At 71.5% G+C, this 15,049-nt stretch carries 16 protein-coding genes; 2 read left to right on the forward strand and 14 right to left on the reverse strand.

Features of this window, described 5'->3' with window-relative positions:
• Positions 1-16: 16 nt before the first annotated feature.
• Positions 17-277, forward strand: a complete 261-nt coding sequence (locus Acor_RS46405; RefSeq protein ID WP_422664840.1) for a group II intron maturase-specific domain-containing protein — start codon at positions 17-19, stop codon at positions 275-277.
• Positions 278-600: 323 nt separating this feature from the next.
• Here the strand turns inward: Acor_RS46405 and Acor_RS27685 are convergent, their stop codons facing one another.
• From Acor_RS27685 to torT, 9 genes are read right to left on the reverse strand one after another with little or no spacing between them, the layout of a single operon-like run.
• Positions 601-1,062, reverse strand: a complete 462-nt coding sequence (locus tag Acor_RS27685; protein ID WP_155339697.1) for a RidA family protein — start codon at positions 1,060-1,062, stop codon at positions 601-603.
• Positions 1,062-2,036: a 5-oxoprolinase subunit C family protein gene (locus Acor_RS27690; protein ID WP_155339698.1), complete on the reverse strand. Its 975-nt coding sequence runs from the start codon at positions 2,034-2,036 to the stop codon at positions 1,062-1,064. The genes Acor_RS27685 and Acor_RS27690 overlap by 1 nt, the downstream gene beginning before the upstream one ends.
• Positions 2,026-2,916, reverse strand: coding sequence for a 5-oxoprolinase subunit B family protein (locus Acor_RS27695; RefSeq protein WP_170317111.1), 891 nt, complete (start codon positions 2,914-2,916; stop codon positions 2,026-2,028). Before Acor_RS27695 ends, Acor_RS27690 begins: the two co-directional genes overlap by 11 nt.
• 11 nt (positions 2,917-2,927) lie before the next feature.
• Complete coding sequence (locus tag Acor_RS27700; RefSeq protein ID WP_155339700.1) at positions 2,928-4,280, reverse strand: acetyl-CoA carboxylase biotin carboxylase subunit; 1,353 nt, start codon at positions 4,278-4,280, stop codon at positions 2,928-2,930.
• A gap of 5 nt (positions 4,281-4,285) precedes the next feature.
• The gene (locus Acor_RS27705; RefSeq protein ID WP_155339701.1) at positions 4,286-4,531 is read right to left on the reverse strand and encodes an acetyl-CoA carboxylase; all 246 of its coding nucleotides are present in this window, start codon (positions 4,529-4,531) and stop codon (positions 4,286-4,288) included.
• On the reverse strand, positions 4,524-5,273 hold the full coding sequence (gene pxpA / locus Acor_RS27710; RefSeq protein WP_170317112.1) for a 5-oxoprolinase subunit PxpA: 750 nt from the start codon (positions 5,271-5,273) through the stop codon (positions 4,524-4,526). The genes Acor_RS27705 and pxpA overlap by 8 nt, the downstream gene beginning before the upstream one ends.
• Positions 5,274-5,275: 2 nt before the next feature.
• Complete coding sequence (locus Acor_RS27715; RefSeq protein ID WP_155339703.1) at positions 5,276-6,307, reverse strand: ABC transporter permease; 1,032 nt, start codon at positions 6,305-6,307, stop codon at positions 5,276-5,278.
• Positions 6,304-7,821 carry a sugar ABC transporter ATP-binding protein gene (locus tag Acor_RS27720; RefSeq protein WP_246239174.1) on the reverse strand — a complete coding sequence of 506 codons (1,518 nt, stop codon included), beginning with the start codon at positions 7,819-7,821 and terminating at the stop codon, positions 6,304-6,306. Before Acor_RS27720 ends, Acor_RS27715 begins: the two co-directional genes overlap by 4 nt.
• Before the next feature lie 10 nt (positions 7,822-7,831).
• Positions 7,832-8,965, reverse strand: a complete 1,134-nt coding sequence (torT, locus tag Acor_RS27725; RefSeq protein WP_155339704.1) for a TMAO reductase system periplasmic protein TorT — start codon at positions 8,963-8,965, stop codon at positions 7,832-7,834.
• Positions 8,966-9,133: 168 nt separating this feature from the next.
• On the opposite strand from torT, the gene Acor_RS27730 reads away from it, so the two are divergent.
• Positions 9,134-10,627 carry a PucR family transcriptional regulator gene (locus Acor_RS27730; RefSeq protein ID WP_155339705.1) on the forward strand — a complete coding sequence of 498 codons (1,494 nt, stop codon included), beginning with the start codon at positions 9,134-9,136 and terminating at the stop codon, positions 10,625-10,627.
• An 8-nt stretch (positions 10,628-10,635) separates the two neighbouring features.
• On the opposite strand, the gene Acor_RS27735 is transcribed toward Acor_RS27730, so the two are convergent.
• Genes Acor_RS27735 through Acor_RS27755 form a run of 5 tightly spaced genes read right to left on the reverse strand, consistent with a single transcriptional unit; the run spans position 10,636 to position 14,897 of the window.
• Entirely contained in the window at positions 10,636-11,235 is a 600-nt protein-coding gene (locus Acor_RS27735; RefSeq protein ID WP_155339706.1) for an energy-coupling factor transporter transmembrane component T family protein, read from the reverse strand.
• On the reverse strand, positions 11,232-11,906 hold the full coding sequence (locus tag Acor_RS27740) for an energy-coupling factor ABC transporter ATP-binding protein (protein ID WP_155339707.1): 675 nt from the start codon (positions 11,904-11,906) through the stop codon (positions 11,232-11,234). The genes Acor_RS27735 and Acor_RS27740 overlap by 4 nt, the downstream gene beginning before the upstream one ends.
• The gene (locus tag Acor_RS27745) at positions 11,903-13,027 is read right to left on the reverse strand and encodes a thiolase family protein (RefSeq protein WP_174876202.1); all 1,125 of its coding nucleotides are present in this window, start codon (positions 13,025-13,027) and stop codon (positions 11,903-11,905) included. Before Acor_RS27745 ends, Acor_RS27740 begins: the two co-directional genes overlap by 4 nt.
• Complete coding sequence (locus Acor_RS27750; RefSeq protein WP_218034523.1) at positions 13,024-14,325, reverse strand: class I adenylate-forming enzyme family protein; 1,302 nt, start codon at positions 14,323-14,325, stop codon at positions 13,024-13,026. The genes Acor_RS27745 and Acor_RS27750 overlap by 4 nt, the downstream gene beginning before the upstream one ends.
• Positions 14,322-14,897, reverse strand: coding sequence for a biotin transporter BioY (locus Acor_RS27755; RefSeq protein ID WP_155339708.1), 576 nt, complete (start codon positions 14,895-14,897; stop codon positions 14,322-14,324). Before Acor_RS27755 ends, Acor_RS27750 begins: the two co-directional genes overlap by 4 nt.
• Between the last annotated feature and the right edge of the window lie 152 nt (positions 14,898-15,049).

Here is a 15,049-nt window from a genome sequence, read left to right on the forward strand (position 1 = left end):
AGGGAACTGCACCCAAATCCCTCGGCACACGACCCTGACACTGGAAGACATCGCTCGGCAGGCAAATCCGGTCCTCCGGGGCTGGTTGGCCTACTTCACCGTGTTCTATCCGAGCGTGGTGATCCCGCTATGCAGGCGCGTTGACCGTATCTTGATGCACTGGGCACGGAACAAGTACAAGCGACTGAAATGTAGCAACAGGCGTGCGTATAAATGGCTGCAACGGGTGAGGGAAAGTGCCCCGAAGCTGTTCGCGCATTGGGCGCTGCGGTATTGACCTGAAAGTAGAGACGGCACGAGCCGGATGACGGGAGACTGTCACGTCCGGATCTGTGAGGGCCGGGGGCTGCGATGCCCCCGGCTACTCGGCCAGGCACACTGGCTCCACCGGATTTCGTCCTGGCGATCTTTGGTCATGAGCAAGATCGGCAGGTGCTCGTCGGCGAGTATCACCGAGCCGCATAGAACGTGCAGCTCAAATGCTAGGCGATGGGTTTGACGCGGTTGCGCCATAACCCTTCGTGAGGAGTCGACGCTTCCTGTAGCCGCCGAGGTCGCGGCAACTACTCCCGCGGGCCTCGGCGAGGTGACAGGTGCGGGTTAAATGGCGGTGGTCACCATGATGCCGACCTCCACGGGGCTGTCCAGCGGAAGCCGGGCCGCGCCGACGTTGGTGCGGACGTGGCGGCCGGTCTCGCCGAAGAGGTCCACCATGAGGGTGCTGGCGCCGTCGAGCACGGCCGGGTGCCCGGTGAAGCCGGGGCCGCAGGCGATGTGCCCGGTCACGCTGAGCACCCGGGCGATGCGGTCGATCCCGCCCAGGATCGCCGCGGCCGCGGCGACGGCGTTCAGGGCCGCCTGGCGGGTCAGGGCCGCCGCCTGCGCCACGGTGACGTCCACGCCGACCAGCCCGGTCAGCGGCAGCGCGCCGTCGACGAAGGGGAGCTGGCCGGTGGTGATCACCAGGTCGCCGTGCCGGACCGCGGGGACGTAGGCCCCCACGGCCGCGGGCACGGCGGGCAGCGTCAGGCCCAGGGCGGCGAGCCGCTCGGACGGCGGCATCAGCGAGTCGCCTCCAACGCCTCGCGCAGCCTGGCGGCCCTGGCCTGATCGTCGGCGCGAGCCCGCAACGCCTCGTCGAGGGTCACCGGCACGAACCGGGTGCGCGTTCCCGGCGAGCACTGCGCGACCCTGTTCAGGTCGGCGCTGATCACCGTCGCGACCATGGCGTAGCCGCCGCCGGAGACCGCGTCGCGGTGCAGGATGATCGGCTCGACTCCGCCGGGCACCTGGATCGAACCGATCGGGTAGCCGGCGTCCACGATGTTGGAGGGGTCGGATCCGGCGCCGAACGGCTGGATCCGCTCCTCCCACTCCAGGACGGGACCGGAATACCGGAAACCGGTGCGGTCCGCGACCGGGGTCAGCGTCCACTCCGACTCCAGCAGGCAGTTGCGGCCCGCCTCGGTCAGCCGGTAGTCGTACAGGCCGAGGACGACCCGGAGTTCGATCTCGCGGCGGTAGGCGGGGCGCAGTTCCTCGGGGACGGCCCTGCCGGGGCCGCCGTTCGCCCGGCCGACCGGGATCACGTCACCTTTTCGCAGGTTCCTGCCGCCGAAGCCGCCGAAGCCGCCCAGCGCGTACGTGGACCTGCTGCCCAGCACCACGGGCACGTCGAACCCGCCGGCGACGGCGATGTAGATCCGCGCGCCCGCCCGCAGGAATCCGAAGGTCAGCTGGTCTCCGGCCGCGACCGGGAAGGACTCCCACTGCGGTGCGGGCGCGCCGTTGAGCAGCGTCGGCATGGTGGCGCCGGTGACGGCCACCACCGCGGGCGCGTCGAACATCAGCGCGGGCCCCATGTACGGCGCCTCGATGACGGCGGCGTCGGGGGGATTGCCGACGAGCAGGTTGGCCGTGACGGCGGCGCGCAGGTCGGCCGCGCCCGACGGCGGGATGCCGACGCTGTAGTAGCCCGGCCGCCCCCGGTCCTGGATGCTGGCGGCCAGCCCGGGCTCGATGATCTCAACTGCCATAGAGGGCTCCCAGAAGTTCGGCGTTGTAACCGTCGGGGTCGGCCAGCAGACGGTCCAGGTCGAAGGTGACCGGCCGCTGCCGGTACCGGTAGGCGCCGGCCTCGACCTCCGCGCGGATGGCGTCGTACTCGGCGTTGTCGATGCTGCGGAACTTCACGATGTCGCCGGGGCGGAAGAACACCATGAAGTCGTTGAAGTCGGCGAGCCGCTGCTCCGGGTCGAAGATCGGCACCGGGGTCACGCCGAACATCTGGTAGCCGCCCGCGCCGCGTACCGAGTAGATGCAGGCGAAGCAGCCGCCGTGGCCGATGGTCAGCGCCGGGGTGTCGGTGCGCGGCCGCAGGTACTTCGGGAGCTCCAGCTGCCGTTCCTGCGGGACCATCTGGAACATGAACGGCAGGCCGGCCACGAAGCCGACCATGGACGTGATCCAGGGCGAACCGGAGTGGGCGTCGATGAACGCCTGGACCGAGTCCATGTCGTTCTCGACGGCGGCGAACTCCAGGTCGTTGCCCTCAGGCCGCTGGTGCCGGTCCCGGAACCTGGACCCGGTCTCGTTGGTGAACGGGTCGTCGTACCAGACCGGGACCTCGAAGATCCGGGTCTCGACGCTCCGGGCGGGTGCTCCGGCGACCTGCTCCTCCGCCGCCCGTACCCTCGCCTCGACAGCGGCGGGCGCCGCCACGTCGGGGTCGAACCTGATCAGCAGAGACGCGTTCGCGGGGCAGATGTCCACGATCCCGGGCAGCCGGTCGTCGTTCAGGATCTTCGACACCGCCATCGCGGTGAAGTTGACCTCAAGGCTCATGGCCTCGGCGAACTGGACGACCAGATGCTCGTCGCCGCCCCAGGAGTATCGACTCTCGCCTGATCTACGCAAGATGTGCTCCTTCACTTGCCGGCGCCGCCGGCGATCCAGTCTTCGAGGAAGGTCGTGTGGTACAGGCCCTCGCGGAACTCCGCGACGCCGATCACCCTGCGCAGGAAGCTCGCGGTGGTGGCGACGCCCTCGACCTCGACCTCGTCCAGGGCCCTGGCCATCCGGGCGACCGCCGCCGCTCTGCTGTCCGCCCAGACGACGATCTTGGCGAGCAGGGAGTCGTAGAACGGGCTGACCTCGCTGCCCGGCCCGAAGCCCGAGTCGATCCGGACGAACGGGCCGCCCGGCATCCGCATGGAGGTGATGACGCCGGGACTGGGCATGAACCCGAAGTCCGGGCTCTCGGCGTTGAGCCGGATCTCGATGGCGTGGCCGCGGAACTCCACGTCCGACTGGGCGAACGACAGGGGAGCGCCGGAGGCCACGGTGAGCTGCTCGCGGACCAGGTCGCGGCCGGTGACCATCTCGGTGACCGCGTGCTCCACCTGGATCCTGGTGTTCATCTCGATGAAGTAGAACTCCCCGCGCGCGGAGTCGTAGAGGAATTCGACGGTGCCCGCGCCCGAGTAGCCGGAGACCTTGGCCAGCGCGACGGCCGCCTCGGTCATCGCGGTGCGCACGTGCTCGGGCAGGCCGGGCGCGCCGGCCTCCTCGATCACCTTCTGCCGCCGCCGCTGCATCGAGCATTCGCGTTCGCCCAGGTGGACGAAGTTCTGCCCGTCGCCGAACACCTGCACCTCGATGTGCCTGGCGTTCGGGACGAACCTTTCGATGTAGACCAGTCCGCTGCCGAAGGCCGCCTGGGCCTCCGCCCTGGCGACGGGCAGCGCCTCGGTGAGCTCGGCGGCGTCGGCCACCACGCGGATGCCGCGCCCGCCGCCGCCGGCCGCGGCCTTCACCGCGACCGGGTATCCGGCCTGCTCCGCCTCGGCCAGCGCTTCGGCCAGGCCGTCGACGGGACCGGTGGAGCCGGGTACGGTCGGCACGCCCGCCGCCTCGGCGGCGGACCTGGCCCTGGCCTTGTCGCCCATCAGCCGGATCGTCTCCGCGGACGGCCCGACGAAGGCGAGCCTGGCCGCGGTGACCTTCTCGGCGAACTCGGCGCGCTCGGACAGGAAGCCGTAGCCGGGGTGCACCGCGTCCGCGCCGAGGTCCACCGCCGCGGTGACGATGACGTCCATGTTCAGGTAGCTGCGGGACGCGGCCGGCGGGCCGATCAGCACCCGCTCGTCGGCCAGCTTGACGTGCAGGGCGTCCTGGTCGGCCTCGCTGTACACGGCCACGGTGCCGATCCCGAGCTCCCGCGCGGCCCGGATGACGCGCACCGCGATCTCACCGCGGTTGGCGACAAGCAGCTTGCGCACCGCGATCAGCCCTTCTCGACGGTGAGGATGCCGTCCCCGGGGCCGATGATGCTCTCGTTCTCCGCGTGGATCTCCGTCACCGTGCCGTTCACCCCGGCCTTGACCTCGGCGAACTGCTTCATGACCTCGACCAGGCCGACGGTGGTGTCCGCGGTGACCACGGAGCCGACCTCGACGAAGGGCGGCTGGTCGGGCGACGGCTTGGTGTAGAAGATGCCGGGAAGCGGAGACTGCACGACGTGTTCAGACATGGTGGGCCTTTCCGGATACGGAATCCTGCGAGTCGATGACGGTTCTGATGGCGGTGGCCACCTCGACGGCGTTCGGCGTGTCCGAGTGCACACAGACCGTGTCGAATTTCATGGGGACCCGCTCGCCGGTGACGGCGATGGCCACGCCCTCGGTGAGGGCGACGGTCATCCGCTCCACGGCGCGCTCGACCGGGGTGGCGTGCGGCCGGCGGGCGATGATCAGCCCACCGTCGGCCGCGTACTCGAGATCCACGTAGAACTCGGCGAGGAACGGGATGCCCCGGGCGGCGGACACCCGCTCGTGGGCCGTGCCCGCCATTCCGTAGATCGGGACCTCGTACTGCGCGGCGACGTCGCAGACCGCGTCCATCAGCGCCTCGTCCCGCGACACCATGCCGTACAGCGAGCCGTGCGGCTTGATGTGGTCGAGCTGGACACCCGCCGCGTCGAGGAAACCCTTCAACGCGCCGACCTGGTACTGCACGATGTCGCGTACCTCCTCGGGGAAGAGCTTCATCTCCCGCCGTCCGAAGCCGACCAGGTCGGGCAGCCCCGGGTGGGCGCCGATGGTGATCCCGGCGGCGGCCGCGCCGGTGACGGTCTCCCGGATTCCGCTCGGGTCGCCGGCGTGGAAACCGCAGGCCACGTTCGCCGTGTCGATGAGGCCCAGCAGCGCCCGGTCGTTCCCGAAGGAGTGGATCCCGAAGGATTCCCCCATGTCAGAGTTGAGGGTGATCTTCATGTTCATACCTTTCCGGCGTACACGGCCACCGCGAGCCGGCTGCGCAGGCGATCGGCGACGACGGCCAGCGCCAGGACGGCCCCGGTGACGATCATTTGGTAGTAGGAGTTGATCTGCGCCAGGTTCATGCCGTTGGCGACGATCCCGATGAACACGGCGCCCAGCACCGCGTCGATGACCCGGCCGGAACCGCCGCGCAGGCTGACCCCGCCGATGACGGCCGCGGCGATCGTCTGGAGCGGCAGGGACGCGCCGAGGTTCGCCTCCCCGGTCTCGATGCGCGCGGTGAGCAGCACCGAGCCGATGGCCGCGAGCCCGCCGGCCGCCACGTAGGCCAGGAGCAGGGTGCGGAACTCGCTGATCCCGGAGAGCCTGGCCGCCTTGGGGCTGGAACCGACCGAGTAGATGTGGCGGCCAGGACGGGTCAGCGTCAGCAGGACCCAGAGGCCGGCGGCGGCCAGGGCGGCGATCCAGATCGGGACGCCGATCCCGAAGATCTTGTTGAAGCCCAGCCAGTCGCTGAACTCCACCGGCAGCCCGGCGACCGGCACGCCCGAGGTGAGCATCAGCGCCAGTCCGGAGAACGCCGAGGCCGTGGCCAGCGTCATGATGAACGGGTTGATGTTCAGGCTCGCGATGCCCAGGGCGTTGACCAGCCCGCAGCCCATGCCGACCAGCATGCCGACGGCGATGCCGACCAGGACCGCGGTCAGCGGCGAGGACGACTCCGCCTGCGCGACCATGGCCATCGCGGTGCTCACCGAGACCAGCGCGGTCACCGCGCCGATCGACAGGTCGAACCCGCCGGTCAGCAGCACGATGAACTGGCCCAGGGTGGCGATGACGATGTAGGAGTTCTGCCGCAGCGCCGAGTGGATGTTCTCCACGGTCAGGAAGTTGTCCGACATGCTGGCGAACACCACCAGCGCGACCAGGACCAGGACGGGCAGCACGCCGATCTTGACGAACCCCCGGGCGGCGAGCGAGACCATCAGGTTGCGCGGTCGCGCGACGGCGGGACTGCTGGCGGTCATGCGATGTCCTTTGCTGCTGGTTCGCCCCAATGCATCATGTGGCGCAAGATCATTTCCTCGTTGATGTCGGCCCCGGTCAGCTCCGCGGTGATCTGCCCGTGCGAGAACACGTACACGCGGTGGCACAGGTGCAGGATCTCCGGCAGCTCGGACGAGACGACCAGCACGGCGCTGCCCGCCCGGGCGAGCGCCACGATCCGCTCGTAGATCGTCACCCGGGCGCCGACGTCCACGCCGACGGTCGGCTCGTCCAGCAGGTACGTGGTGCACTCCCCGAGCAGGGCCCGCCCGAGCAGGCCCTTCTGCTGGTTGCCGCCGGAGTAGCTGGCCGCGGGGCGCTCCGGGTCGGCCGGGCTCAGCTGCATCCGGCGCAGCATGTCACCCGCCACCGCGCGCTCCCGCCCCGGTCGCAGCAGCGGGCCGGTGGACATGGGCGCCCGGCGCAGCCACGGCAGGGTGACGGTCTCCCGCAGCGGCCGTTCCAGGAACAGCCCTTCCTGCTTGCGGTCACTGGGCAGGTAGACCACGCCGGACTTCATGACCGCGGCGGGTTTGGCGCCGGTCAGGTCCTGCCCGGCGATGGTGACCGTGCCGGAGTCCACCCGCTCCAGGCCGAAACAGGCGCGGGCCGCGGCGGACTTGCCCGAGCCCATCAGCCCGGCGAAACCGACGATCTCCCCGGCGCGCAGCTCGAAACTCGCGTTCCGTACCGAGCCGTCGAAGGTGGTGAGGCCGCGCGCGGCGAGCACCACATCGGTGCCGGGGACGGGCAGTTCGGGGTAGAGGTCCTCCACCACCCGGCCGGTCATCAGGTTGATCAGCTGCTCGTCCGGGGTGTCGCCGGGGACCGTGGTGACCAGGCGGCCGTCCCGCAGCACGGTCACCCGGTCCGCGAGCCGCCGGATCTCGGCCATCCGGTGGGTGATGTAGATGATCCCGATGCCGCGCCCGCGCGCCTCCTCGACCAGGGCGAACAGCCGCTCGGCCTCCTCATCGGTGAGCGAGGCGGTCGGCTCGTCCAGGATCAGCACGCTGAGCTCGGGCCGGAACGCCTTGGCGATCTCCACCATCTGCTGTTCGGCCCGGCTCAGCGTCTCCACCAGCCGGTCGGGTGCGATGCGGAAGCCGAACTCGTCCAGGCGCTCCCGCGCCAGCCTCCTGATCCGGCGCCGGTCGACGAAACCGAACCTGCCGGGCTCGCTGCCCATCACCAGGTTCTCCGCCACGGTCATCGTGGGCATCAGCGAGAACTCCTGGAACACCGCGCTGATGCCCAGCGCGCGTGCGGCCGCGACGCCGGACAGTTCGACGGCCCGGCCGCCGGCCTCGATGGTCCCGCCGTCCGGGCGCTGCGCCCCCGAGACGATGGAGATGAGGGTGGACTTCCCGGCGCCGTTCTCGCCGAAGAGCACATGCACCTCACCGCGGCGGAGGTCGAAGTCCACCTGGTCGAGCGCGGTGACGCCCGGGTACTTCTTGGTCAGCCCGCGGACCCGAAGCACAGGTTCGGTCATCGGAGACAACTCAGCTGCCGGCCTTGACCTGGAACGTGGGGGACCAGCCGTCGGGGGCCAGCGTGGTGGACACGTCGAAGTCCTTCAGCGTGTCCTTGGTGACCATGACGAGCTCGGGCCCGACATGCTGCTGGAAGTCCTTCTTCTCCAGCGCGCGGATGGCCTGGTCGATGGCGATCCGGCCCTGGATGGCGGTGCTGTCGCTGGGCGCGGCCTGCACGGTCCCGCGCTCGATGCCGGTGTACGTGCCCGGCGTGAAGTAGTAACCGGCGACGCGGATCTTGTCGGTCAGGCCGCGGTCCCGCAGGATCGGCCCGGCCGCCTCGGCGGTGACCGCGGTGCCGACGATGTAGTCGATGTCGGGGTGCGCGGCGAGCACGTCCTCGATCAGCTGGCTCTGCGCGTCCTTGCCGGTGTCGCCCCACTTGGTGTCGACGATCTCCACCGGGCTGCCGGCCAGGGCGCCCTTGAAGCCGCGCTCGCCGTCCTCGGACCAGCCGGCGCCCTTCGGGCCGGGGAACCAGGCGACCTTGACCGGCTGACCGGCCGAGTCCTTGACCACCCATTCGGCGGCGATCTGGGCGAGGTCGTGGAAGGAGACGAGCGACTTGGCGGTGACCTTGGGGCTGGACATGCCGTTGATGACGTCGATGACCGGCTTGCCGGCGGCGGCCAGCCGTTCCACCGTGCTGTTCAGCCCGTCGAAGGAGATGGCGCCGATGACCACGGCGTCCGCGCTCTGCGCGCAGTCCTCGACCTGCTGGATCTGCTTGTCGATGTTCTCGTAGCCGCCCGCCTCGACCATCGTCATGTTGACGCCGGCCTCGCGCGCCTGCTCGGCCACGCCGTAGTTCAGGCCGAGCCAGTAGGCGTCCTTCATGTGAGGTACGGACACACAGATGTTCCACGGCTTCTCGGCTTTGCCGACGGGGGCGTACTCGGCCTTGCTGCGCGCGCTGTCCATGGACAGGTCGGCCCAGACGTCGACTTTGGCCGGGGCCCAGCTCTTCGCGGCCGCCGTGGTTTCCGCGGCAGGGCCGGCCGCGGAGCCGGAGTCGGTGGGGGTGGACGAGCCGCAGGCCGACAGCGCCAGAGTGGCGGCGGCCGCGGTCGCGAGGACGGCGGAATAGCGTGTGAACTGCACGAATATCTCCCCTTAGGGGGTTCCGCATGCCGGAACTACGCAGGTCGGTGGGATGGGAGCAGTCAACAGCGAGGCTCTTCGCAGCGTCTACGTGCGGCGTGGCCAAGCTCAAACGCCATGTACTGTGCAATTGCCTAACACGGGTGATTTATCGGGAGGAATGCCCCCATGGCGTTGAGCTTGGATCAGCTCATGGCCGAGACCGTCCTGGAGCTCAGCCTGGTCACGCCCACCAGCCCTGACCTGCTGAAACGCGCGGTCCGCTGGGTGGCGTCCACCGAACTCGTGGACCCCGCGCCGTTCCTGCGGGGCGGTGAGCTGCTGCTCACCACCGGTGCCTTCATCCAGGCGAACGATCAAGAGGGATGGCGGACCTTCGCGGATCGGCTTAAGCACAAAAGGGTCACGGCCATCGGCTTCGGATGCGGGCTGACCCACGCCGACGTGCCCCGGGCCCTGGTGGAGAGCGCCACCGCGGTGGGGCTGCCGGTGCTCCTGGTGCCGTACAGCGTGCCGTTCGTACGGATCAGCGAGTTCGTGGCCGACATGATCGTCGCGGACCGGTTCAAGGACATGGGCCGGGCGTCCAACCTCGCCGCGGAGCTGGCGCAGCTCATCTCCAACGAAGCGCCGCTGATGACCCTGCTCGGGCGGATCGCCGAGGAGATCGGCGGCGAGGCGGCCATCCTCGACATCGACGGCAGGGTGGTGGCGAGCTGGCCGCTGCACCGGGAATGGCGGATGGACCTGGTGCTGCAGGGACTGGCCACCAGCGGGACGACCGGATACCACGCGGTGCCGCTCGACCAGGCGGGCGCGCACGACCACATCCTGGTCGGCCGCTCCGGGATGGCCGTGGAGAGCGTCCGGATGGCGATGAGCTCGGCCGCGACACTGGTCGCCATCGACCTGACCCGCAGGTTGCAGGAGGAGCCGTCGAACGCGACGCGGATGGCCGCGGTGCTCACTGGCCTGACCGACTGGACCACGCCCACCCCGACCCTGGTCCGGGCGCTGCGCGTGGCCGGCTTCGAGAGCGACGTGCCCACCGTCGTCCTGCTGGCCGCGCCGAAACCCGCGTTCTCGGCCGGCTACTCGCTGCGCCTGCGCCTGGCCGTGGAGCAGGTGCTGCCCGTGGTGCGCTCGGTGCGCAGCGGCGAGCTTCTGGTGCTGTTCGCCCAGGGCGGCACCGGCGACACGACCGGCGAGGTCCTCGAAGTCCTGCGCCGGGAGATGCCCGGCCGGGCGATCGTGGTGGCCGGGCCCGCCAGGGACGCCGAGGAGATCCGCCTGGTGCTCGCCTCGGCCCGGGCGATGGTCACAGAAGAGCTGGCCAGACCGCAGCGCTCCCGCGCGTTCGACCTGACCTCGATCGTGGCGGCGGCCGCCGGGCGGGGCGGCCAGCACGCCGCGCGGGAGGTGCTGCAACCGCTGATCGACCACGACGCCAAGGCCGACGGTCAGCTGACGCACACCCTCCGGACCTACCTGCGGCTGGACGCCAGGCAGCACGCGACGGCCGAAGCCCTGCACGTGCACCGCAACACGCTGCGGTACCGGCTGACTCAGATCGGCAGGCTGCTCGAAGCGGACCTGGACAGCCTGGAGACGCTGGTGATCTGTAACCTGGCCTTCCGGTTGTACGACGCGGCCGGCGGCTGACGGAACGCTCAGCCGTCGCCTTCGCCACGGGCGGCGAGCGCCTCGCCCAGCTCGTCGGCGTGCCGCAACGTCCTGACCAGGAAGGGCACCGCGAACGCGGGGATCGAACGCTCCGCGCCGCGGGCCTTGGCGGCCTCCCGCACCTCGGCGGAGATCATGGACAGGGCGGCCACCGCCTGCAGGGTGAGCCCGATCAGCAGGCCGACCCGGTCCGGTCTGACCCCCAGCCGGGTGAACGGCCGGAGCCCGCGCTCCACCGCGAACACCAGGTCCTCGACCCGGGTGGTGACGGTGAACAGGTTGGCGGCGGCCAGCGCCGCCACGATCCGCAGGCACACCACCAGGGCCTGGCCGGCGCCGAGCAGCCACCACTGCATCGCGAACACCAGCAGCACGAGCATCCCGAGCATCCGGGCGAGCTGCAGGCACCGCCGGGGCGTGACCCGCGCCACCGCGTACCCGAGGAGCACGGCCGCGCAGACGCCGCCCAGCCAGACCGGCGACCGCAGCGCGAACACCAGTGCCGCGAGCGCGAGCACGGCCAGGAACTTCCACCCGGCGGGGATCCGGTGCAGCGGGCTGGTCCCCGGTTCGTACCAGCCGGTCATGTGACGAGCGTCCGGTAGTGCCGCAGCGCGTGCTCCGGCCGGTCGTCGGCCACCACGCGGCCCTCGTCGAGCACGATGACGCGGTCGAACGATTCGAGCAGGTCGAGGTCGTGCGTGACCAGGACGATCTGCTGCCGCAACCCGGTGAGCCGCTCGACGAACCGCCGTTTGTTGCGCAGGTCCAGCAGCGTCGTCGGCTCGTCACAGACCAGCACGTCGGGATCGAGCACGAGCATCGCGCACAGCGCGAGCAACTGCTTCTGCCCGCCGGAGAGCTGGTGCGCCGGATGGTCGGCGTAGCCGTCCAGCCCGTATTCGGCCAGCGCCTGGGCCGCCCGTTCTGCGCGCTCCCGCTTGGACAGTCCGCTGCGCCGCAGCGAGAACGCCACGTCCTCGCCCGCGGTCGGCATCACGATCTGGCTGTCCGGGTTGGCGAAGACGAACCCGACCCGGCGGCGGACCTCGCGGCCGTCGCGGCTCGGGTCGAGGCCGTCCACCCGGACCCGGCCGCTGGTCGGAGGCACCAGGCCGTTGATCATGCGGGCCAGGGTGGACTTGCCGGAACCGTTCGCGCCGACGAAGGCCACCCGCTGCTCGGCCAGCCGCAGGTCCACGCCGGACAGGACGACCCGGTCGCCGTACCGGTGCCCCACATCCGCGAACTCGATCACGACACGGCCTCCCAGGTCGTCGCCACGCCGACGCCGCCGCCCGCGGACAGGGCGGCGAGGCCGAAGCCCGAACCGCGCCGCCGGACCAGGGTCGCGAACAGCCGGACCACCAGCACGGCACCGGAAGCCCCCCACGGGTGCCCCAGCGCGATCGCGCCGCCGTCCGGACTGACCGTGTGCTCGTCGATGCCGGCGCTGTCCAGGCAGGCCAGAGTCTGGCCTGCGAACGCCTCGTTGAATTCGACCACGTCAGGCGTGCGGTCGAGTACGGACTTGATCGCGGGCACCGCGCCGAGGCCGAGCCGGTTCGGATCCACGGCCGAAGTGGCCGAGGCGACCAGCCGCAGGCCGGGCAGCCCGTGGCGGCGCCGATAGGCCTCGCTCACCAGCAGCACAGCCGCCGCGCCGTCATTGACCCCGCAGGAATTGGCCGCGGTGGCGGTGCCGTCCGGCGTGAAGGCGGGCCGGAACCTGGCCAGGCGTTCCACCGTGAAGCCGGCGCGTGGCCGTTCGTCCCGATCGACACCGCCGATCGGGACAAGCTCGGCGGTGAACCGGCCCGCCCGCTGGGCGCGTACCGCCCTGGCATGGCTGCGAACGGCGAAGGCGTCCTGACGCTCCCGCGAGATCCCGGCCTCGGCGGCCACCAGGTCGGCGGCGGGGCCCATGTCGGGGTCGCCGATCTCGGCCGGCGCGAACGGCGCCCGAGTGTAGAAGTCCGGCGGTTCGTCGCCCGCTCGCGCGGGCCAGGCGCGCAGCGGGGCGGTGGAGGCGCTCTCCACGCCCCCGGCCAGGTACGCCTCACCCGCGCCCGCACGGATCATCGCCGCCGCGAGCACGATCGCCGCGAGGCCGCTGGCACACTGCCGATCCACGGTCAGCCCCGGCACCTCATGACCGAGGCCGGCGCGCAGGGCCGCGACCCTGGCCGGGTTGCCGCCCGGCCCGAAGACGTTGCCGAGCAGCACGTCGTCCACCGTGTCCAGGCCCGCGTCGGCCAGCACGGCCCGCAGCACCGGCGCGGCCAGCTCGTCGGCGGCGAAACGGCGCAGCGCGCCACCCGCGCTGCCGATCGGGGTGCGCCTGGCCGCCACGACGACCGGTGTCAGGTCGCCGGTCACCGCAGCGGCTCCGCGGCCAGCGTGCCGTCGAGCAGCTGCTGCGCGACGACGGCGCGGGCGGGCTTGCCCGACGCCGTTCTGGGCAGCGCCGTGGTCGCCAGCCAGCGCCGTGGCCGCTTGCCGGGTTCCAGACCGGCCCGCGCCGCCGCGCGGAGCTCGCGCAGCGTGGGCCGCCCATCGGCGGCGGTCTCGACCACGGCGGTCACGATCGCGCCGAGCGTCGGATGCGGGGTGCCGGCGACCAGCACGTCCGCCACCGCGGGCACGGCGCGTAGCACCGCCTCGACCTCCGCCGCGGCGACCAGCCTGCCGCCGCTGGACACGACGGCGCCGGCCCGGCCCCGCACGGTCAGCAGGCCGCCATCGTCGATGTCGACCTGATCGCCCACCGTGGACCACTCCCGCGCGGGCGACAGCGCGCCCTGATCCAGCCGGCCGCCGTACGCCAGCGGCGATTTCACCCACAGCAGGCCGTCCCTGACCTCCAGCCGCACGCCCGGGACCGGGCGCAGGCCGCCGTCGCCACGCCGCACCGCGATCAGGGAATGCTCCGCCGAGCCGTAGTACTCGACCAGCTCCGCCCCGGGCAGCAGCCGGGCGAACCGCTCCCGCGTCCGGTCGCCCAGATGCGCGCCACCGCAGACCACGCTGCGCAGAGCGCAGCCGCGCCGCAGTCCGGGGTCGTGCTCCAGCACGTCGAGCAGTCCCGCCAGCATGGCGGGGACCAGGTGGACGGTGGCGCACCGCCGCGCGGCCAGCGCGGCGGCCTCCGGTTCCCAGCGGGTCAGCGGCAGGATCGGCCGGCCGCACCAGAGCGCGTGCAGGGCGCCGAACAGGAACAGCGACGAGCTGAGCGGGCCCGGGATCAGCACCGGGCCGGGCAGCGGGCCGAGCGCGGCGAAGCTGCCCAGCCACGACCCGCGGTCCCGGATCAGCACCTTCGGCCGGGCACTGCTGCCCGAGGTCGTCGGCAGGTAGAAGAACGTGCCGTCGTCGCCCGCCGGCGCCATGCCGTCCGCGCTCGGTTCCGCGACGCCGGTGGCTACCAGGACCGGGCGCGCGTCGGCGAGCACCGCGTCCCGCTCGCGCGGCGTCCAGGCCGGCTCGACCACCAGGCAGGCCGCGCCGAGCAGGTCCGCCCCGAGGAACCAGGGCAGCGGGTCAGGCGAATCCACCGCCACCCGCGAACCTTCGGCGACCCCGCGATCGGCCAGCCACCGCGCGGCTCCGTGCGCCCGCGCGAGCGGCTCGGCGGGAACCGCGCCCGAGCCGACGATCGGCGGCGTGGCGAGCCTCACGCGGACCGTTTCGCCGATCCCGCCAGCTGTCCCGGCAGAGCACGGTAGAGCAGGGCGGCGATCAGCGAGACCACCACGACCTTGGCCACGTCACCCGGCAGGAAGGTCAGCGACTGGACCGCCGCGGCCGGCAGGTCGCCGGTGTAGAAGCCAAGCCACGGCACGCCGATGAGGTAGTCGGCGGCCAGCCCCGCCGCGTTGGCGGCCAGCAGCACGGGCAGCCCCGGGCGCTTCGCGCGCGCCACGATGAGACCGGCGACCAGGGCGGACAGGATCCAGCCCAGCAGGAAGCCGCCGCTCGGGCCGAGGAACGGGCCGATCCCGGCCCGGCCGCCGGACAGCAGCGGCAGGCCGAGCGCGGTCAGCGCCAGGAACAGCGCGACGGACATGGCCCCGCGGCGGGCGCCCAGAAGGCTGCCGGCCAGCAGCGGGCCGGCGTTCTGCAGCACGATGGGGATGCCGGAGGTGCCGACGTAGACGCCGGGGAAGATGCCGAGCACCGCGATGAAGGCGGCGAAGACCACGGTCCTGGCAAGGTCGGCGGCGGGGAGGGGAGCACGGGAACCTGACACGTCGACACCATATCCCCAGGTGGGGACCGGCTTACGAGCCAGCCTCGCAAGAGACTGTCAAGCGCTTTGAAAGCGGCCCCGGGTAGAACTCCAATCGCCAGAAATTGGTGATCATCGGACCAGGAGCGGCCCAGGGTTGAAGGAGTTCTCAC

This window comes from Acrocarpospora corrugata (assembly GCF_009687845.1).
Classification (GTDB): Bacteria; Actinomycetota; Actinomycetes; order Streptosporangiales; family Streptosporangiaceae; genus Acrocarpospora; species Acrocarpospora corrugata.